Here is a 19,273-nt window from a genome sequence, read left to right on the forward strand (position 1 = left end):
CATGTCGCCAAGGCGACGCTGGGAATGCTGATACATGACGTTGAGGCGGCGGATGAAAGACATTCAAGCCGTGTACGTTTCATTAACCGCCGTAAACTCGGACGACGGTTCAGGTCTTCGGCGGCGCCGTCGAGCCCCTTGAGGCGAAACCGAAATCGACCATGCTTTGCCGGGGCAGGTCCGTGACGCCGGCCGTCGTGCGGATCAGAAGTTCGGCGGCGACGGCGCTCATTTCCGAGATCGGCTGAATGACGGCGGTCATGTCGGCAAACCGCGCCAGGGGCGTGTTGTCGAAGCTGATGACCGACAGGTCGCCGGGGACCGCCAACCCCCTTTGTCTGGCCGTGCATAGGGCGGCGTGGGCCATACGGTCGTTGCTGGCCAGAACAGCGGTGGGGCGTGACGGCAGGGCCAACAGGGTTTCCATGGCGGCGACGCCGGACTCGTACGAGAAATCGCCCCAGGCGATCAGCGCCTCGTCCAGACCGTGCGCCGAGGCCGTCATGGCCTGGCGATAGCCCTCGAGCCGCGCCCCGCTGACGGCGTATTCCCCGCTGCCGGTGATGAAGCCGATGCGGACATGGCCCAGGCCCAGCAGATGATCGACGCAGAAGGCGGCCGCCTTGGCGTCGTCCATCGACACCGCGAACCCGTCTCCTTCGGCGAGGGAGGCGATGCGGGCGAAGGGCAGCCCCAGCCGGCTCAGCAGGCCGGTGATGGCCGGGTTCTCGCCGTGCGGCGGGGTCAGGATGACGCCGTCGGGGTGCAGGGCGGCGATGGCCCCCCGTACGGCCGCATCAACGTGGTCGGAATGGGTGTCGACCAGTTCGAAGATCATCCGATAGCCATGGGCCTCGCACTTCAACATGCCGCCCATCAGCATCTGATCGACCCAGTCGGTGCCCTCGCCGGACTTCCAGCCCTCGATGGTCCTGTCCCGGTCGTTCAGCGCCATCAGCAGATAGGACCGCGAACCGCCCATCCGCCGCGCCGCCAGGCTGGGCACATAGCCCAACTTGGCCACGGCGGCGCGCACCCGCTCCTGCACCACGGGGCGCACATTTGGCTCGTTGTTGATGACCCGCGACACGGTCTGCAGCGAAACGCCCGCCTCTGCGGCGACGTGTTTGATGGTGACGGCGCGGCGCAAACTCTGATCCCTTATCCCCAGCGCCATTCTGTCAGGCTTGTTTGCGCCAAGGCAAGCGCGCCGATGTCAGGCCGGAACCGCCAGCGGCGCGGGCGTCTCTACGGACGGCGCCGGACAATGAGTGTCGATGAAGGCCTGGTGCGTCGGCAGGTCGGAGACGAAGGCGTTCAGAATATCGGCGGCCCGGTCCATCTCGTCGGTCAGACCGGCGAAATCGATCCGGTCCACCAGCGGCGGATAGGACCGGGGCCTCACCCCCATGCCGTCCATCACCGCATACCAGCTGACATTGCGGAACAGCGGATCCAGCGCCTCGACCAGGCTGCCGTTGGTGCGGAAGACCTCCAGCTTGTGCTGCAATCCTTCGGGCAGGACCATGTCCCGGCATTGCCGCCAGAAGGCCGTGTCGTCCCGTCGCGTCAGGGCATAGTGCAGGATGATGAAGTCGCGGATCTCCTCATAGTCCACCGTCATCCGCCGATTATACTCGGCCGCCAGGTTCGGATCGCAGTCCAGGTCGGGCATCAGCCGGAACAGGAAGTCCATGCCGCGATAGATCAGGTGGATGGCCGTCGATTCCAGCGGCTCAATGAAACCGCTGGCCAGCCCCAGCGACAGGACGTTCTTGTCCCAGATCTTCTCGCGCACCCCGGTCTTGAACGGCACCACCATCGGATTGACCACCGGCCGGCCTTCGACCTGCGCCAACAGGCGCGCCGTCGCCTCGTCGTCCGACATATAGCGGCTGCAGAAGACATGGCCGTTGCCGGTCCGGTGTTGCAGCGGGATCCGCCAGCGCCAGCCGCAATCCTGAGCCTGGGCCAATGTATAGGGTTTGGGCGGGCCGACATTCTCGGTCTGGACCGCGATGGCCCGGTCGCACATCAGCCACTCGGACCAGTCCGTATAGCCGACGCCCAGGGTCTTGCCGATCAGCAGGGCGCGGAAGCCGGTGCAGTCGATGAAGAAGTCCGCCTCGACCGTCTGGCCCGATTTCAGCTTCAGGCCGCTGACGAAGCCGTCGGGCCGCGTCATCACATCCTCGACGATCCCCTCGGTGCGTTTGACGCCCCGCGCCTCGGCGAAGTCGCGCAGATAGCGGGCTACCCGTTTCGCATCGACGTGAACGGCGTAGGACGCGCCTCCGACCGGGGTGCGCTGGGCCTTGAACGGCAGCATGAACCGCTCCTGGGCCGCCATCCGCGCCGCTGCGGCGAAGTCCATCAGCGGTCGGTCATAGCCGTTCATCCGCGCCTTCAACCAGACCGGATAGAAGTCGCTGATATCCACCGGAACCCCGACGGCGCCGAACGGGTGGAAATAGCTCTCGCCCTTCTGCGTCCAGTCCTCGAACTGGATGCCCAGTTTGAAACTGGCCTGGGTCTTCTGGATGAAGTCGCGCTCGTCGATCCCCAGCCGCTTCAGCATTTCCAGAAAGGGCGGCACGGTGGACTCGCCGACGCCGATCGTGCCGATATCGTCGGACTCGACCAGTTCGATCTCGGCCATCCGCCCTTTGAAATGTTCGGCCATCAGGGCGGCGGCGACCCAGCCGGCGGTGCCCCCGCCGACGATGCAGATCTTCTTCAGGGGGCGGCGGGGCTGGTCCATGTCGGGTCTCATGCGGCTGAGGCGGGGGCGGCGGGATCGAGCCCCGCCAGGAATTGAGCATGGTCGGGGGTGCGAGCGACCAGATCGGCGATATTGGCGCGCATCTCGGCCAGGCTGCGCGCCAGATAGGCGAGGTCCATGGCGTCCACGGCGGGATCATGATGGTCCGGGTACAGGCCGAAGCCGTCATAGATGGCCAGCCAGCTGGCCGGGTGGAACATCTCCCACCGATAGCGGACGAACTGACCCCGCGCGGTCCACAGGGCGATCTTGCGCTCCAGCGTCTCGGGGATCGCCATCTCGCGACAGTCGCGCCAGAAGTCCGTGTCGGTCCGCCGGTTCAGCTTGTAGTGCAGGATGATGAAGTCGCGGACCCGCTCCATTTCGCGCGCGGTCTGATCGTTGAATTCGTCGAGGATCGGCTGGGCGAAGCGGCGGTCGGGGAACAGGGCCTTCAGCCGTTCGATCCCGGTCTCGATCAGGGCGATGCTGGTGCTTTCCAGCGGCTCCAGGAATCCGGATGACAGGCCGATGGCGACGCAGTTCTTGGCCCAGGCCTGCGACCGCCGACCGGGGCGGAAGGGAATGCGACGCGGCTCCGTCAGCGGATCGCCCAGCAGATGGGGCATAAGCTCGGCCAGGGCCTGATCATCGCTGAGATGGGCGCTGGAAAAGACCAGGCCGTTGCCGGCGCGGTGGCGCAGCGGGATGCCCCACTGCCATCCGGCCGAACGAGCGGTGACGCGGGTGAAGGGCGCCGGCGCGTCGCCGGGCCGGTTCTCGCTCTGCACCGCATAGGCGGCGTCGCACGGCAGCCAGCGGCCCCAGTCCTCGAACCCGACGCCCAGGGCCTCGCCGATCACCAGGCCCTTGAAGCCCGAACAGTCGACGAACAGATCGCCCTCGACCTCGCGCCCGTCGTCCAGCGTCAGGGCGCGGACGAAACCGTCCTCGGGCCGCAGCTCGACCGAGCGGATCCGGGCGTCGATCCGGGCGCAGCCACCGGCCTCGGCATAGGCGCGCAGATGCTGGGCGAACAGGCCGGCGTCCAGATGAAGCGCCCAGTCGAACACCGACAACTGCGACGGCGGATTGGGCGAGGGCAGGGTGAACTTGCCGCCGGCGGCCAGCGACGCGCCCAGCGAATAGGCCGCCAGCGGCGCGGCATCGCCCGCGCGGCGCTGTTTCAGCCAGTAATGATGAAACCCGATCCCTTTCACGTCCTGACCGTACAGGCCGAAGGGATGGATGAAGTCCGAGCCGGGGCCGGACCAGTCGATGAAACGAATACCCAGTTTGCACGTCGCCTGGGTGGCGCGCATCACGTCGTCGTCACGCAGCCCCAGCTGCCCGTAGAACCGACGGATGGTGGGAATGGTCGCCTCGCCCACGCCGATCGTGCCGATGTCCGAGGACTCGACCACCGTGATCTTCAGCGGGGTGGTGCGGAAATGCTGAACCAGGGCCGCAGCCGTCATCCAGCCGGCGGTGCCGCCGCCGATGATGACGACAGAACGGATGCGAGGATCGTCGATCTCATCCATGGCCGAATACCAATACGCGAAAAAAGAGGCCGGCGACACGAATGCCGCCGGCCAGTCTGCTCAGGAAAGAGATCAGAAACGAGCGCGCACGCCGATGGTGTAACGCGGCTCGAACTCGTTGCGGCTGTGGAACTGTTTCGCGCCGTCCTTGAACTCGAGGTAGTATTCCTCGATTTCGCCCAGGACGTTCGAGCCGTTGGCGTAAACCGTCACCATCTCGTTGACGTCATAGGTCACGTTGACGTCCACGTACTGCGACGTGTCCTGATAGATCGGAATGCTTCCGAATGTGCTGTTCAAGCGCGGCGTGCGATAGTTCCAGGCCACGCGGGCCTGAAGCTTGTCGCCTTGATACCAGACGGCGGCGTTCAGAGACTGCTCGGAGTTGTCTTGGAAGGGCAGAAGATCTCCGTTCAACGCTACGTCGTTAGAAGAGCTATCGGAGAAGGTGTAGCTGCCGTCGAAGCCGAAGTCAGACCAGATCGGCGTGTCGATGAAGTCGGACAGGCCGATCTTCGCGCCTAGCTCGATGCCCTGCAATTCACCGCCTTCGCCCTGGAGGGGACGGTTGACGTCCACACAACGACGGATAACGCCGTCGCCGTCCGGGTATTCAGCGCCGCAAGTCACGGTGCCGCGACGGACGAAGCTGTCGATGTTCAGGCGGAAGGCCGCAATGTTGAACATTGTCGCGGGACCGAAATAGTACTCCAGCGCTAGATCGAAGTTGCTCGAACGCCATGGATCTAGGTCCGGGCTGCCGGCCAAGGTGGCGCCGGTCACGCGACGGATGCCGCGGGGCGGAGCCGTCGGATCTGACGGTGTCGGGCCGTTGGAATCGGCGGTCGAGATGGTGACCCCGCCGCCGTAACTTCCCAGATCCAGCGGGATCATTGTCTTGGCGTAGGCGGCTCGCAGACGCAGCTTGTCGCTGAAGTCATAGGCCATGTTCACCGACGGCAGCCAGTCCGTGTAGCTGCGGCTCGCGATCGTATCTCCGATGTCGTTGTTCGTGTCGCCATAAGCGCGCACGTCACCGGTCTGGTTCTGACGAACGCGTAGCTCGGTGCGGACCATCCGCACGCCGATGTCGCCGTGCAGTTGGCCGAACTCGATCGCCCCGTTCACATAGGCGCTGTCCTCATAGAGGTCGACGTCATACGAGTTGCCGGGAATGATCACGTCGAAGGCGTTGCCGAACACCCGCTCCTGGAAGGCGCGGGGATCGTCGAAGTCGCGCGGATCCGCCACCCACACCCCGGGAATGCCTGAGGCGACCGAACCGAAGTCGGTCAGGAAGTAGGTGTTGTTGTTCTCGCGCAGCAATGTCGGCCGGTTGACCGTATAGCCCTGGAAGCAGGTCGGGGTGTTTGAGACCGTGCCGGCGGTGCAGCTACTGGGAGTCGCGTCGACCGCGAGGGCCGAGTTGAAGCCGGGGTTGGAGACGAACTCCCCTGCTTGGCACTGCGTGTTGTCCATCACGACGTCGATGGCCTTCCACTGTGCTGAACAACCTGCCTGGTTGCCCGCGCCCTGCCCGGCGTAGAAGTCCGAGAATAGGTGGAAGTTGGTGATCTCGACCTCGCGGCCGCTGTGGCGGACGCCGGCGTCGACGCGGGTCAGGAAGCCGAAAGCCGGCGCTTCCTGGAACTCGTACGAACCGTCGAACCGGACCACGGTCAGATCCGAGTTGTTGCGCTGGTTGCCTTCCGACGAATAGGCGCCCACCGTATAGGAGTCGAGGTTCGACATGTACTGGCTCAGCGGGACATTCCCCAGGCCGCCGACGATGTTGTTTTCGAATCCGCTCCAGGCGAGCTTTGAGCCGCCGGTGTCGATGTGCAGTTGCGGGTCAGCCCCATAACCGAACGGGTTCGGGTTGATGTAGCGGCCGCCTTGGCTGCCGACGACGTTGTTGGAATATTGAGAGGCGGGATAAAGCGAGGCGATCGAGGCAGGGAAGAAGGTGCCTCGCGTGCGGTCCGCGCCCTGGCGGAACAGGGTGAAAGCCCGATCCGAACCGTACTGCCAGTTCGACAGATCGCCCTGCACCTGGCCATTCATGCTCAGGAGCGAGGCGTCCGCCTTGACAGCCCTGGCGTTAAAGGTGAAGGGGCCGCCCTTGTCGTAGTCCAGCTCGAGGTTGAAGTTCTTGGACTCGTTGTTGGTGACCCGGTTGACGGTAAACGAGTTCACCCACCAAGCATCGACGTCATATTCCTCGACGTCCAGCCAGCCGAGACCGGTGTCGGTCGACTCCGTCGGCGTCAGCCAACCCAAGCCGCTCCAGCGGTTGGAGACGTTCAGGCCGGCGGCGCGGTTATACTCGTCCTGCTTGGTATAGAAGGCCTCCGCCGTCAGACGGATGCCGTCCTCGATATCGAACTGGAAGGCGGCGTTTAGACCGACCCGCTCGCGCTCGACCACGCGGTTGAACATTTCGTAGCCGTGCGGCGCCAGCCAGGCGTTGCCCGACCCGCCCCAGTCGTTGCTGCCGAACAGGCTGCCCGCGACCCCGGCGTAGTTGCTGCCCAGGTTCGACTTGCTCATGACGCCGGAGACCATCACGCCCATCCGGTCGCCGCGCCAGTTCAGCAGACCGTTGACCAGATAGTCGTCTTGGCGGGTGCGTTCGCCCGTCTGGTATTCGGCCGCGCCCGTGACGGTCGTGCCGTAGCTGAAGTCCATCGGGCGACGCGTGCGTAGGTCGATCGTACCCGAGATCCCGGACTGAGCGTTCGTTACGTCCTGCGACTTAAACACGACGATCGAGCTCATCAGCTGCGACGGCACGTCGTTCAGGTTCGGTTCGGCTCTCCCCAGGTTGCCGGGGCTCAGATATTGTTCGCCGTTCAGCAGGGTCACGACCTGCGGCAGGCCGCGGATATTGACGGTCGAGCCTTCGCCGGCGGTGCGGCGGATCTGGATGCCCGCGATCCGTTGCAGGGCGTCGGCGACGGTGACGTCAGGCAGTTTGCCGATGTCTTCAGCCGAGATCGCATCGACCAGCGCGGTCTCGTTGCGCTTGACGTTGATCGACTGCGTCTGCGACGCCCGGATGCCGGTGACGATGATTTCGCCGACCTCGGTCGGGTCCTGGGGCGCCGGGATCGGCGCCTGTTCCGCGACCTGGGCATAGGCCGGCGCGACGAGCGCCGAACTGGCCATCAAGGCCGCCAGCATGGGCCTCTTGTGGATTCTCATCTCGTTCTCCCTCCTCATTGGCGCCGCGTTTTGTTGTGCGGCATTGGTTCAAGGCTTGATGGTCGACCCTGAAAGCGTGGCCGTTGCGCTCAACCCCGCCGCGGCGGCGTCGCGGGCGACGGTGATGCGGTAGTCGCCCGGCGCGATGCGCCAGCCGGGCAGGGCCGCGTCGTATTCGGCCAGGATGCGTGGCTCGGCCGCCAGGGTGACGCGGCGCGTCTCGCCCGGCGACAGGGTCACGCGCGCAAAGGCGGCCAGGCGTCGGGGCTGATCGCCCGAGGCGACATACAGTTGCGGAACCTCGGCCCCGGCGCGGTCGCCGGTATTGGTCACATCGAGGCTGACATTGACCCCGTCGGTGCTGGACACGGCCAGGTTGGAATAGGCGAAGCTTGTGTAGCTGAGCCCGTGTCCGAACGGGAACAGGGGCTTGCGGCCCTCGCGCGCGTACCAGCGATAACCGACGTCCGATCCTTCCGGATAATCGACGGCGAAGGGCTGCAGTTCGGCCCCCTGTGGCGCGCCCGGATTTGAAGCGGCGGCGGCGTCCACGGCCTTCATCTCCGCCAGGCCGGGCGCGGTCGGACGCGGCGCCTGGTCGGCCGAGGCGGGGAAGGTGATCGGCAGGCGGCCGGACGGATTGACCTCGCCGAACAGGATGCGGGCGATGGCCTCGCCGCCGCGCTGGCCGGGGTACCAAGCCTGGATCACCGCCGGGGTCTTCTCCAGCCAGGGCATCAGCACCGGCCCGCCCGTCTCCAGCACCACCACCGTCTTGGCGTTGGCCCCCGCCACGGCCGCGATCAGGCTGTCCTGCCCGTCGGGCAGCGACAGGGTTTCGACATCCTGGGCCTCGGTGGTCCACTGGGTGGCGAAGACGACGGCGATGTCGGCAGCCCGCGCCGCAGCGGCCGCAGCCGCCGGATCCTTGCTGTCCACATAGGTGACGGTCGCGTCCGGCGCGACGGCGCGAATGGCGTTCAGCGGCGACGACGCATGCCAGGTGATCCGGGCGAACGAGGCCGCAGCCCCCGAGGTCAGCGGGATCTCCACCGGCGCCCCGCCGACCGACCGCACCTGGGACGACCCGCCGCCCGACAGGACGCCGACATCGGCATGGCCGCCGATCAGCACGATCCGCTTCGCCGTCTTGGCCAGCGGCAGGACCCCGCCCTCGTTCTTCAGCAGAACGATCCCGGCCTCGGCCGCGCGCTGGGCGACCTCGGCGTTCCGGGCGTAGTCGATCGGCTGTTCGGTCGTGACCACGGGCGCGTCCAGCACTCCGGTCTCGATCAGGCCGACCAGCAGGCGGCGCACCATGTCGTCCAGCCGGGCTTCAGGGATCCGTCCGGCGTCCAGGGCGGCGCGGAACGGCGCCTCGAAATACAGGGCCCGGTCCAACTCCTGGCCCGAGGCCTGGTCCAACCCCGCCAGCGCCGCCTTCTCGGTCGAGTGGACCGCGCCCCAGTCCGACATGACCCAGCCGTCATAGCCCCAGTCGCGCTTCAGCACCTGGTTCAGCAGGAAGTCGTTCTCGCAGGCCCAGTCGCCGTTGATCTTGTTGTAGGCGCACATGACCGAGCCGGGACTTCCCCGCTCGATGGCGATCTGGAAGGCCAGCAGATCGCTTTCGCGCAGGGACGCCTCGTCCAGCCGCGCGTCCATGATCATCCGCCCGGTCTCTTGCGAGTTGAAGGCGAAATGCTTGATCGTGGAGACGATCTGATTGGACTGAACGCCGCGGATATGGTCCCCGGCCATGACCCCGGCCAGCAGCGGATCCTCGCCCAGATATTCGAAATTCCGGCCGTTCCACGGGTCGCGCGTCAGATTCACGCCGCCAGCCAGCAGGATGTTGAACCGTTTGGCCCGCGCCTCGGACCCGATCATGGCCCCGCCGGCATAGGCGATTTCGGGATCGAAGGTGGCGGCCGTGGCCAGGCTGGAGGGCAGGGCGGTGGCGACGTCGCCCTTGCGCTGTTCGACCTGGTTGGCGACGCCCAGGCTGGCGTCGCTCTCGCGCAGGGTCGGTATGCCCAGGCGCGGAATGCCGGGGATATGGCCGGCCGAGGGGATCATGTCGGCGAGGGGCGCGCCGGGCGTGCGCTCCGCCATGGGCGGGAAATAGCCGTGGATCAGCTGAAGCTTCTCGTCGCGCGTCATCTGCGCCAGCAGGGCGTCCGCACGCGCGGCCACATCCGCTGCGGCAGCGGGGGCGGCGACGGTCACGCCTTCAGGCGAACGGGCAAGCGCAGCAAGCGGGGCCGCTCCAATGGCCACGGCCAAGGCGAGACGGCTGATCAGCGACGGCGTACGAAACTTCAAAACATCCCCCAAGACCGACTCCGTGACGGCAACCACCGTCAGGACAAGAGTTGGGAGACGACGAACACAATCCATGATGGCGGCGGACAGCCGACAGCATCGCCTGCGGCAGCAGGCTTTTCGACCATGTTTGCGGATGGCGTGCATGACGCCAAGGTTCATCGACCGCTATGGCCGATGATCTTCCGCTCCCTGTGCGGAGGCTCTTCGGCCCCTCACACACCTAGGTAAGCATGGATTGAGAGCGTTCACAACACGAGATGGACATGATTTGGCGCGGGTCTGAAACTTACGTGTTCACATGTCGTTTCAGCCGTGCGGGATCCATGCGGTCATCGAAACCAGAATTTGTGCTTTTCTTTCAGGCGGATGAATAATGCGCCTGTGTCTCGCTCGACGGTTCTGCGTGAGCCGGCGCCAATGCTGACGTTTAAGCCTTATCCATATGGCGTCGATTTGGACACAATTGCCTGAGGCGCAAAATAAGCGGCTCCAGACGGGTGCGAACGACTGAGGGGCCGGCGATGGTTCTCATCCCCGGCCCCTCGTCAGGCGTCTTCTGTGATCTTGGCTCGCGTCGTCGCGGTGAAACCGACGCGCGAGTTTTGGCTCAGAGCACCCCGATCATCGAGGCCACCAGCGGATGCCGCACGATGTCCCGTTCGGCCAGACGCACCACGGCGATGTTCTCGATGGCCTCCAGCCGGGCCGAGATGTCGGCCAGACCCGAAATGCCCGGCAGCAGGTCGGACTGCTGCGGGTCGCCCGTCACCACCATGGTCGAATGCCAGCCCAGCCGCGTCAGCAGCATCTTCAGCTGGACGTAGGTGCAGTTTTGGGCCTCGTCGACGACGATGAAGGCGTTGTTCAGGGTGCGGCCGCGCATATAGCCGATGGGGGCGATCTCGATCAGACCCTCGGCCATCAGGGCCTTGACCCGCTTCATCGACAGCCGGTCCGACAGGGCGTCGTAGAGCGGGCGCAGATAGGGGGCCAGCTTGTCCTCCATGTCGCCGGGCAGGAAGCCGATCGACTCCCCGGCTTCGACGGCGGGGCGGCTCAGCACGATACGGCCGACCTTGCCGGCCTCCAGCGCCTCGACCGCCTTGGCGACCGCCAGATAGGTCTTGCCCGTGCCTGCCGGGCCCAGGGCCATGACCAGATTGTGTGCGTCGATGGCCTCCATCAGCTCGGTCTGACCCACCGACTTCGGCTTCAGCGTCTTCAGATAGCCCTGCTCGCGGTCGTCGTTCGACGGGTGGGGCGACCACCCCGATCGTTCGTTGTGAGGGCCATGGAGTCGGCGAACCTTCGACTCCTCGATGAACTCCCGCGAGTCGAGAATACCGCTCTCACGGGACTGACGCTTCATTGCCGCACGCTTGGTCATGGACGCCTCCAGGGCATGAAAAAAGGCGGACCCACACGGGTTCCGCCTTGGCTGGTCTTGGGGAGGAAAAGGTCGCGGCCCGCGTCACGGCGACCACCGGGATCAACGGCCGGGCCGTCTGCAACGGGATGGACCCGCCGCCGAACAACCGAACCAGGATCCCAACGCGCCAAGCGAAAGCCCCGACAACTGACCGGATCGGGCTTGATCCGGCTTCGGATCCGGGGCCGAAATGGCGACCCACGAATCGCATCAACAGTTAGATGCTATCGTGGTTAGAAATCTGTTAAAGCCCTCAATTTTCGAAGATTAGGCGGCATTCTGATGACAATCTACGCCTTAGGCGACAGCAAACCTCAGTTCCCGCCTCAAGGCGAATACTGGGTGGCGCCGAACGCATCGGTGATTGGGAAGGTGATTCTGCACCCCAACGCCAGCGTCTGGTTCGGCGCCGTCCTGCGCGGCGACAACGAGCCGATCAATGTGGGTCCTGACAGCAACATCCAGGACGGCAGCGTCCTTCACACCGACATGGGCTCGCCCCTGACGCTGGGCCGGGGCGTCACCGTCGGCCACCAGGCCATGCTGCACGGCTGCGAGGTCGGCGACTACAGCCTGATCGGCATTGGGGCGGTGGTCCTGAACGGGGTGAAGATCGGCCGCAACTGCATCATCGGCGCGAACGCCCTGCTGACCGAAGGCAAGATCATTCCCGACAACAGTCTGGTGGTGGGCCAGCCGGGCAAGGTGGTGCGCGAACGTGATCCCGATCAGATCGCCGTGCTGCAGATGTCGGCCGAACACTATGTCCAGAACTGGAAACGGTTCGCGGCGGACCTGCGCCCTCTCTAGTCCCGCTCATCCCGGCGAAAGCCGGGACCCAGTTCTTTCGCGAGGCAGTGCGTAGGACGCCAAGCGGAATTTGGAGGCGCCACTCGTCGCCCAAAGCACTGGGTCCCGGCTTTCGCCGGGATGAGCGGAAATTAGGAAGCCAGAACCGCCCGCGCCGCCGCCGCATCGGCGTCGATCTGGACCTTCAAGGCCTCCAGCCCGTCGAAGCTCTCCTCGCCGCGCAGCCAGGCGACCAGTTCCGTCTCGATGATCTGGCCGTACAGGTCCCCGTCGAAGTCGAACAGCCAGACCTCCAGCAGCGGGGTCTCCAGCGCATACATGGGCCGCACGCCCAGGCTGGCGACGCCATCGATGACCCGGCCGTCGGCCAGCCGGCTGCGCGTCGCATAGACCCCATAGGCTGGCCGCATGTAATCGCCCAAGGCCACATTGGCGGTGGGGACGCCGATGGTGCGGCCGCGCTTGTCGCCGTGGATCACCTCGCCCTGGAGGGCGAAGGGGCGGCCCAGTATGGCGGCGGCCCGGTCCATGTCTCCGGCCTTCAGCGCCTCGCGCACAGCGCTGGACGACAGTTTCAGCCCGTGGGCGTCGTCCAGCCGCTCGGCCACCGACACGGTGAAGCCAAGCCGCTCGCCATAGGTCCGCAGCGCCTCGGGCGACCCGGACCGGCCCTTGCCGAAGGTGAAGTCAAAACCGACGGCGGCGTGGCGGACGCCCAGCCCGCGCGCCAACACCCGTTCGGCGAAGTCCGCGTCGCTCATGCCGGCCATCTCGCCGTCGAACGGCAGCAGATACAGGATGTCCACGCCCAGCGGCGCCAGGGCCTGGGCCATCTGGTCCGCCGTCATCAGGCGAAACGGCGCCGCCTCGGGCTGGAACCAGCGGCGCGGATGGGGATCGAAGCTGACCACGCCCAGGGGCGCGCCCAGTCGTTCGGCGGCGGCCTTTGCGCCCGCGATGACCGCCTGGTGCCCCCGATGCACGCCGTCGAAGGCGCCGACCGCGACCGCTGCGCCCTTCAGGACGTCCGGCACGTCGCGCCAGTCGCGGACGATCTGCATCAGCGCTGGGACGGTTTGCGCCGACGGGGCACGCGGACGACCGCGACGCCGTCCATGATCATGGTGTCGCCGACGAAGCCTTCGCAGCTCAGCTTGACCCGGGCGCTCTCGGCCTCGACCTCGATCACGGTGATCAGGATGCGGACGACGTCGTCGATCCGCACCGGCTGATGGAAGGCCAGGGTCTGGGAGATATAGATCGACCCGGCGCCCGGCAGGATGGTTCCCACCACGGCCGATCCGAAAGAGGCGCTCAGCAGGCCATGGGCGATCCGGCCGCGATAGGCGGTCTTGGACGCAAAGCCCTCGTCCAGATGGACGGGGTTGAAGTCGTCGGACGCCTCGGCGAACAGCCGGATCCGATCCTCCGTCGCGATGACGATTTTCTCCGCGGCCATGCCGACGTGAAGTTCGTCCAGGATGTAACCACCGGACGGATGCTGCTGTACCAATTCGACCATGGATCAGGCTTTAGCTGCGGTGCGACAAAATGGCGAGCCTTACCAGGACAGTTCGAGCGCTGCGTACCGCGCATATGTTGTTTCAGCCTTCAACAGCGCCCCGGCGCGGGCCGGATCCAGCGCCCCGTCCTCGCCCTTGGCCTGGTCGCCGTGGATGCCCTGGGCGATGAACAGGCAGTCCAGGGCCTGGGCGTTGGCCCCCATGACGTCGGTGACGACGCCGTCGCCGATGCACAGGACGCGCGACCGATCGACCGACCGCCCCAGCAGGGCCTGCGCCTCCTTGATCGCCAGATCATAGATCGGGGCATAGGGTTTGCCCGCCATCACGACCCGGCCGCCCAGCGACTCGTACAGGTCGGCCAGCGCCCCACCGCAGTAGATCAGCTTGTCGCCCCGCTGAACCACCCGGTCGGGGTTGGCGCAGATCAGTTCCAGATCCCGCGCGGCGGCGACTGTCAGGCGTTCGCGATAGTCCTCGGGCGTCTCGGTCTCGTCGTCGACCAGTCCGGTGACCGAGACGAAGGCGGCCTCGGCGGCGTCGCTCGCCACGTCCAGGTCCAGTCCGGCGTACAGCGGCGCGTCGCGCTCAGGTCCCAGCAGCAGGGCGGGCCCCGGCGCCCGTTTGGCCAGTTCGGCGCGGGTGGCGTCGCCGGAGGTGACGAAGGCCTTCCACGCCTCGCGCGGCACGCCCAGTCCGTCCAGCTGGGCGATCACGTCCGAGGCGGGGCGGGGCGAGTTGGAGATCAGCACCACATGCCCGCCCTCGCGGTTGAACCGCATCAGGGCCTCGCACGGCGCCGCCCAGCTCTCGCGCCCATTGTGGATCACGCCCCACACGTCGCAGAGCAGGATGTCGTAGTCGCCGGCGACAGCGCCGAGGTGAGGCAGAGCGTGGGGGAGGGTCATGACGCCCTCTTAGCCCGTCTCCCCTTGCGGGAGAAGCTTGGTCAGCTGAACCGGCGGCGCTGTTCGGCGCTACGCAGGGTCGAGCGCAGGAAGTCGGCCGGCGGGTCGGTTTCGGCCAGGACCTTTTCCTTGATGGCGCGGGGTTCGCCGAACAGGTGGCCCTGTCCCATGCCGACGTCCAGTTCCAGGATGTCGACGATCTGGCGTTCCGACTCGACCTTCTCGGCGATCACCTCGACGCCGTAACGACGGGTCAGGCCGGCGAAGTCGGCGGCCTGGATGTCAGGCATGGACCGCAGTGGCGCCCCGCCGTCCAGGTCCAGCAGTTGTTCGATCAGCAGGTCGGCAGAGACCTTGATGAACTTGACGTCCGCCCGTTGCAGATCGGCGAAGTCGAGGTCCAGCGTCTGAACCTTGTCCAACGAGAAGCGGAAGCCGAGGTCGGCCAGCTTGGCCATGTTGCGGGCCTCGATGGCGCCGCGTGCGTCGAAATTGGCCTGGCCCAGCTCGAAGATCAGCGCCTGGTTCAGGTCGCGGTTCTCATTGAGGAAGTCGAGGAAGCGCGGGAAGAAGGTCTCGTCGCCCAGCGACGTCAGGGCCACATTGCAGAAGACCCCGACCTTGCGGTCCTGGCGCGCCAGCCGGCGCACGATCTGGGCGCAGCGGAACAGCAGCAGATTGTCGATCGCCGGCACCAGGCCCTCGCCCTCGGCCAGCGACAGATATTCGGCCGGCATCATGACCCGGTCGGTCGCATCCCGCAGACGGGTGAAGCTCTCGTAGAAGATGGTCCGACGCTGGGGCAGGGAGACGACCGGCTGGAGGTACAGATCGACCCGGCCCTCGCTCAGCGCCTCATGGATGGTGCGCAGCAGGACGTTGGACTGGGCCAGACGGCGGCCTTCGAAGGTCTCGACGCCGACGTTCGGCGCGCTGGATAGGCGATGGTCGATGCTGTCGCTCATCTGCTGGACCAGGGTCTCCAGCATCCGCACCTCGCCGGTCAGGGCGTCGGTGTCCGACAACGCGCCGCTTTCGATGGCGTGGGCCAGTTCGGTCAGGGCGCCCTGGGTCGATTCCATCGCATCGGCGAGCAACCGGTGCGCCTCGCGCACCTGGTCGATCTCCTTCTTCAGGGCGCGACGGGCGACCATGCCGGTGACGATGCCGTGGAAGGCGCCCAGCAGCCCCAGGGCTCCGAGCGCGCCCGCCACGCCCGCGCCGGCCCCCAGGCCCGCACGCCACAGGAAGGCGCCCACGGTCATGCCGAGGAACAGGTAGGCGAAATACAAAAAGCCCGTGGTCAGGTTACGCATCGGCTGGCGGTGGCCACTCCCGGATGGAATCGCCTGAGTATCAGGCTATCAATGTCGTTCGGCTAGAGCCGGGGTGCAAATAACCCGGCGGAACCCAAGGGAAACGCAATGGAACTGTTCGATCTCACCGGCAAGGTCGCCATCATCACCGGCTCGTCGCGGGGCATCGGCAAGGCGATCGCCGAGCGGCTGGCCGAACACGGCGCCCGGGTGGTCATCTCGTCGCGCAAGGCCGGCCCCTGCGACGAGGTCGCGGCCGAGATCAACGGCAAGTACGGCGAAGGCCGGGCCATCGCGGTGCCCGCCAATATCGCCTCCAAGGAAGATCTGCAGCGGCTGGTGGACGAGACGAACGCCGCCTTTGGTCGGATCGACATCCTGGTCTGCAACGCTGCGACCAATCCCTATGCCGGCCCGATGGGCGGGATCGCCGACGATCAGTTCGAGAAGATCCTTCAGAACAACGTCATCTCGAACCATTGGCTGATCCAGATGGTCGCGCCCCAGATGGTGGAGCGCCGGGACGGGGCGATCCTGGTGATCTCGTCCATCGGAGGGCTGCGCGGCAACGCCCTGATCGGGGCCTATAATATCTCCAAGGCGGCGGATATGCAGCTGGTGCGGAACCTGGCGGTGGAGTGGGGGCCGTCGAATGTGCGGGTCAACTGTATCGCGCCGGGCCTGGTCCAGACCGATTTCGCCAAATATCTGTGGGAGAACCCCGAGCTGCTGAAGACGGTGACGGAGCCCGCGCCGCTGAAAAGGATCGGCCAGCCGGATGAAATCGCCGGCACGGCGGTCTATCTGTGCAGCCCTGCTTCGGCCTATGTGACGGGGCAGACCCTTGTGGTGGACGGTGGATTGACGATTGCCTGGTAAGAAAACGCGCTCAAGCAGCCCCAAGGGCGGCAGCGCAAGAGACATGCGACAAGATCTGATCTGGCGCCTGGAGGCCTTCGGCTTCCAGGCGCTGTTTGGTTTCCTGCGCTTCCTGGGCGTGGAGCGGGCCTCGGGCCTGGGCGGCTGGCTGCTGCGGACCCTGGGGCCGAAGACGGGCACGCAGAAGACGGTGATGCGCAATCTGCGGATCGCCTTCCCGGACATGGGCGACGCAGAGCGCGACGCTCTGGCGCTGGAGCAGTGGGACCGGACGGGCCGGACCTTCTCCGAGCTGGCGGTGATGGACCGGTTGACGCCCGAGGGCGGGCGGGTCGAGGTGGTGGGGATGGAGCGGCTGCACGCCCTGCGCGACAGCGGCAAGGCGGCGGTGCTGATCTCGGGCCATCTGGCCAACTTCGAGGTGATGGCGGCGGTGATCATGGCCTCGGGCCTGCCGTGCCAGGTGACCTATCGGGCGGCGAACAATCCCTATGTCGACGCCCTGATCCGCCAGAGCCGCGAGCGGTACGGCATCCGCCTGTTCGCGCCGAAGGGCGACGGGACGCGCGAGCTGATGGCGGGGATGAAGCGGGGGGATTCGATCGCCCTGCTGGTCGATCAGAAATATAATCAGGGGCCCGAGGTCGAGTTCTTCGATCAGCCGGTCAACGCCTCGCCGGGGGCGGCGCGGCTGGCGCTGAAGTTCGACACCGTGATCCAGCCTCTGTCGGTGGTGCGTCTGCCGGGGGTGCGGTTCCGGGTGACGGCGCATGAGCCGATCCGGGTGGCCGAGACCGGAGACCGTGACGCCGACATCCTGGCGGGGGTTCAGGCCGTGAACCGCTTCGTCGAGGACCGGGTTCGCGAGGTTCCGGAAGACTGGTTCTGGGTCCACCGGCGCTGGCCCGACAAGGTCTATGCGGCGCTGAATGACCGGTCGGCGTCAACGGCGCGGCGCAGCGGTCCGTCGTAGTTGGCGGCCTCCTTGCGGCGACGGCAGGGGCCGCAATAGGTGTCGATCTGGACGAAGGGGCGGGGGTTCAGGATCACGGACTTGATCCGCTCGATGATCGAATTGGCGGTCAACGGCTTGGCCAGGAACTCGGTCACACCGGCGTCGCGGGCGGCGTGGATGCGGCTCTTTTCGGCATGGCCGCTCATCATGATGATGGGCAGGTAGATGTTGGCGCCGTCCGCGCCGCTGCGCACCCGGCGGGTCAGTTCGTCGCCGTCCAGCGGGAACATGTTGTAATCGATCAGAGCCAGATCGATCGGCTTGGCGCCCAGGATGTCGAGCGCCGCAGCGCCGTCGGTCGCTTCGTGAACGCTGCGGACGCCGGCGGCGCGCAAGATGGCGGCGGCGATGGCCAGCATGTGGTCGTGATCATCGACCACCAGGACGTTCAGCGAACGCAGCAGTGACATCCGGACCCCCCCGCCGAAAAGAGCGGTGAGATTACGAAGTTATCCTTACGTACGCAAGCGTTACGGTTGTCTTCTGATCGGCGTCAGGGTGCGTGGGCGCCGACCAGGAGGGAGGGGTCCAGGTTGCGGGCGCGCCACTTCAGGCGCCAGCACAGGTGCGGGCCGGTGGCGCGGCCGGTCATGCCGACACGACCCAGGGGATCGCCGCGTCGGACGATCTGGCCCACGGCGACGTCCTGCTGCGACTGGTGCAGATAGGCGCTGATCAGGCCTTGTCCATGGTCGATCAGGGTCAGGCCGCCTTCGAAATGCATGTCGGGGCGGACGAAGATGACGCGGCCGTCGGCGGGGGCGCGGATCATGGTTCCGGCGGGGGCGGCGAGGTCGATGCCGTAGTGGGGCCGGGCCGGCGTGCCGTTCAGGACGCGCTGAGCGCCCCATTCGCTGGAGATGCGATAGGCCTCCAGCGGCCAGATGAAGCCGTCGCGGAAATCGTCGGCCTCGGCGTCGCTGGCGAAGGCTTCGGTCTTGAGGGCCAGTTCCTGCTGGATACGGGCCAAGAGGGCCGGGTCGCTGGGCTCGACGGTGGCGGGCGGCAGGCCGTCGACGCGGGTCGAGGGGAAGTCGTGGCGCGCGATGTCGAGGACGCGGCGGGTGGTGCGGTCGCCGGAGCGGACCGCGATCTCGGCGGCGGCGGGGGCGTCGCGGTCGAAGCCGACGACGAAGAGGCCGTCGGCAGACGCGGTAGACAAGGCCTCGCCGTCCACGAAGATCAGGGCGCCGGGTTCGGTGCGGCCCAGGGCGTAACCGCCCTGACGCCAGGCGCCGTTCAGGGCCAGATTGAGTTCGCCTGGAGCCGGGACATAGGCTCCCAGTCTGTGCGGGACGGCGAAGGCTGCGCCGACGCCCAGCAACAGGGAGCGGCGCCCGATCACCCCGCCTTCGTCCCTTCGATGAACTCGGCCGGGCCGTAATAGGCCTCCTGCCGGGTGGGGCTCCAGTAGCGGAGGGTCTCCAGCGGGATCGGCCGTTCGGTGACGGCGCAGCGGACGAACCGTCCGGGTTTCAGAACGGCGAACTCGCCGTCGCCGTAGTGGAGTACCGCCTGTGCCGAAGTCGTCGTGTCCATGGCGCCAGTTAACGATG

At 66.4% G+C, this 19,273-nt stretch carries 16 protein-coding genes; 3 read left to right on the forward strand and 13 right to left on the reverse strand.

Going from position 1 to position 19,273, the window contains the following annotated elements; all coding sequences use genetic code 11:
• Positions 1–109: 109 nt before the first annotated feature.
• The 6 genes from ACW177_RS05580 to ACW177_RS05605 form a co-directional block, all read right to left on the reverse strand.
• Positions 110–1,150 (reverse strand): LacI family DNA-binding transcriptional regulator, encoded by a 1,041-nt coding sequence (locus ACW177_RS05580; protein WP_492027627.1) that lies wholly within the window; start codon positions 1,148–1,150, stop codon positions 110–112.
• Positions 1,151–1,216: 66 nt separating this feature from the next.
• The gene (locus ACW177_RS05585; RefSeq protein ID WP_492027628.1) at positions 1,217–2,761 is read right to left on the reverse strand and encodes a tryptophan halogenase family protein; all 1,545 of its coding nucleotides are present in this window, start codon (positions 2,759–2,761) and stop codon (positions 1,217–1,219) included.
• Between the two features lie 8 nt (positions 2,762–2,769).
• Positions 2,770–4,305 (reverse strand): tryptophan halogenase family protein, encoded by a 1,536-nt coding sequence (locus tag ACW177_RS05590; protein WP_492027629.1) that lies wholly within the window; start codon positions 4,303–4,305, stop codon positions 2,770–2,772.
• A 72-nt stretch (positions 4,306–4,377) separates the two neighbouring features.
• Positions 4,378–7,509, reverse strand: coding sequence for a TonB-dependent receptor (locus ACW177_RS05595; protein WP_492027630.1), 3,132 nt, complete (start codon positions 7,507–7,509; stop codon positions 4,378–4,380).
• A gap of 48 nt (positions 7,510–7,557) precedes the next feature.
• The gene (locus tag ACW177_RS05600; protein ID WP_492027631.1) at positions 7,558–9,909 is read right to left on the reverse strand and encodes a beta-glucosidase family protein; all 2,352 of its coding nucleotides are present in this window, start codon (positions 9,907–9,909) and stop codon (positions 7,558–7,560) included.
• A gap of 535 nt (positions 9,910–10,444) precedes the next feature.
• Positions 10,445–11,236: a PhoH family protein gene (locus tag ACW177_RS05605; protein WP_492028089.1), complete on the reverse strand. Its 792-nt coding sequence runs from the start codon at positions 11,234–11,236 to the stop codon at positions 10,445–10,447.
• 312 nt (positions 11,237–11,548) lie between these two features.
• Between ACW177_RS05605 and ACW177_RS05610 the strand changes: the two genes are divergently transcribed.
• Positions 11,549–12,076 carry a gamma carbonic anhydrase family protein gene (locus tag ACW177_RS05610; protein ID WP_492027632.1) on the forward strand — a complete coding sequence of 176 codons (528 nt, stop codon included), beginning with the start codon at positions 11,549–11,551 and terminating at the stop codon, positions 12,074–12,076.
• A 131-nt stretch (positions 12,077–12,207) separates the two neighbouring features.
• Here the strand turns inward: ACW177_RS05610 and ACW177_RS05615 are convergent, their stop codons facing one another.
• From ACW177_RS05615 to tipF, 4 genes are read right to left on the reverse strand one after another with little or no spacing between them, the layout of a single operon-like run.
• Positions 12,208–13,137 carry a bifunctional riboflavin kinase/FAD synthetase gene (locus ACW177_RS05615; protein ID WP_492027633.1) on the reverse strand — a complete coding sequence of 310 codons (930 nt, stop codon included), beginning with the start codon at positions 13,135–13,137 and terminating at the stop codon, positions 12,208–12,210.
• Positions 13,137–13,598, reverse strand: coding sequence for a MaoC family dehydratase (locus ACW177_RS05620; protein WP_492027634.1), 462 nt, complete (start codon positions 13,596–13,598; stop codon positions 13,137–13,139). Before ACW177_RS05620 ends, ACW177_RS05615 begins: the two co-directional genes overlap by 1 nt.
• Before the next feature lie 39 nt (positions 13,599–13,637).
• A complete protein-coding gene (locus tag ACW177_RS05625) occupies positions 13,638–14,507 on the reverse strand; it encodes a TIGR01459 family HAD-type hydrolase (protein WP_492027635.1) in 870 nt (289 codons plus the stop codon).
• Between the two features lie 41 nt (positions 14,508–14,548).
• On the reverse strand, positions 14,549–15,823 hold the full coding sequence (gene tipF / locus ACW177_RS05630; protein ID WP_492027636.1) for a flagella assembly cyclic-di-GMP phosphodiesterase TipF: 1,275 nt from the start codon (positions 15,821–15,823) through the stop codon (positions 14,549–14,551).
• Positions 15,824–15,931: 108 nt separating this feature from the next.
• Here tipF and ACW177_RS05635 point away from each other — a divergent pair, with 108 nt between their 5' ends.
• Positions 15,932–16,702: an SDR family NAD(P)-dependent oxidoreductase gene (locus ACW177_RS05635; RefSeq protein WP_492027637.1), complete on the forward strand. Its 771-nt coding sequence runs from the start codon at positions 15,932–15,934 to the stop codon at positions 16,700–16,702.
• A 43-nt stretch (positions 16,703–16,745) separates the two neighbouring features.
• On the forward strand, positions 16,746–17,675 hold the full coding sequence (locus ACW177_RS05640; protein ID WP_492027638.1) for a lysophospholipid acyltransferase family protein: 930 nt from the start codon (positions 16,746–16,748) through the stop codon (positions 17,673–17,675).
• Here ACW177_RS05640 and ACW177_RS05645 read toward each other — a convergent pair.
• The 3 genes from ACW177_RS05645 to ACW177_RS05655 form a co-directional block, all read right to left on the reverse strand.
• Positions 17,618–18,127 carry a response regulator gene (locus ACW177_RS05645; protein ID WP_492027639.1) on the reverse strand — a complete coding sequence of 170 codons (510 nt, stop codon included), beginning with the start codon at positions 18,125–18,127 and terminating at the stop codon, positions 17,618–17,620. The genes ACW177_RS05640 and ACW177_RS05645 overlap by 58 nt on opposite strands.
• A gap of 83 nt (positions 18,128–18,210) precedes the next feature.
• On the reverse strand, positions 18,211–19,062 hold the full coding sequence (locus ACW177_RS05650) for a M23 family metallopeptidase (protein WP_492027640.1): 852 nt from the start codon (positions 19,060–19,062) through the stop codon (positions 18,211–18,213).
• On the reverse strand, positions 19,059–19,256 hold the full coding sequence (locus ACW177_RS05655) for a DUF2093 domain-containing protein (protein WP_492027641.1): 198 nt from the start codon (positions 19,254–19,256) through the stop codon (positions 19,059–19,061). Before ACW177_RS05655 ends, ACW177_RS05650 begins: the two co-directional genes overlap by 4 nt.
• Positions 19,257–19,273: the final 17 nt, after the last annotated feature.

The sequence above is a fragment of the Brevundimonas sp. AVps23W genome, from assembly GCF_058681395.1.

Bases quoted from the DNA above. Each gene is read 5' to 3' on its own strand.
- ACW177_RS05600 (WP_492027631.1), bottom strand. From the start codon at position 9,909: ATGGATTGTGTTCGTCGTCTCCCAACTCTTGTCCTGACGGTGGTTGCC.
- ACW177_RS05620 (WP_492027634.1), bottom strand. From the start codon at position 13,598: ATGGTCGAATTGGTACAGCAGCATCCGTCCGGTGGTTACATCCTGGAC.
- ACW177_RS05590 (WP_492027629.1), bottom strand. From the start codon at position 4,305: ATGGATGAGATCGACGATCCTCGCATCCGTTCTGTCGTCATCATCGGC.
- ACW177_RS05625 (WP_492027635.1), bottom strand. From the start codon at position 14,507: ATGACCCTCCCCCACGCTCTGCCTCACCTCGGCGCTGTCGCCGGCGAC.
- ACW177_RS05635 (WP_492027637.1), top strand. From the start codon at position 15,932: ATGGAACTGTTCGATCTCACCGGCAAGGTCGCCATCATCACCGGCTCG.
- tipF (WP_492027636.1), bottom strand. From the start codon at position 15,823: ATGCGTAACCTGACCACGGGCTTTTTGTATTTCGCCTACCTGTTCCTC.
- ACW177_RS05655 (WP_492027641.1), bottom strand. From the start codon at position 19,256: ATGGACACGACGACTTCGGCACAGGCGGTACTCCACTACGGCGACGGC.
- ACW177_RS05615 (WP_492027633.1), bottom strand. From the start codon at position 13,137: ATGCAGATCGTCCGCGACTGGCGCGACGTGCCGGACGTCCTGAAGGGC.
- ACW177_RS05585 (WP_492027628.1), bottom strand. From the start codon at position 2,761: ATGGACCAGCCCCGCCGCCCCCTGAAGAAGATCTGCATCGTCGGCGGG.
- ACW177_RS05610 (WP_492027632.1), top strand. From the start codon at position 11,549: ATGACAATCTACGCCTTAGGCGACAGCAAACCTCAGTTCCCGCCTCAA.
- ACW177_RS05640 (WP_492027638.1), top strand. From the start codon at position 16,746: ATGCGACAAGATCTGATCTGGCGCCTGGAGGCCTTCGGCTTCCAGGCG.
- ACW177_RS05645 (WP_492027639.1), bottom strand. From the start codon at position 18,127: ATGTCACTGCTGCGTTCGCTGAACGTCCTGGTGGTCGATGATCACGAC.
- ACW177_RS05595 (WP_492027630.1), bottom strand. From the start codon at position 7,509: ATGAGAATCCACAAGAGGCCCATGCTGGCGGCCTTGATGGCCAGTTCG.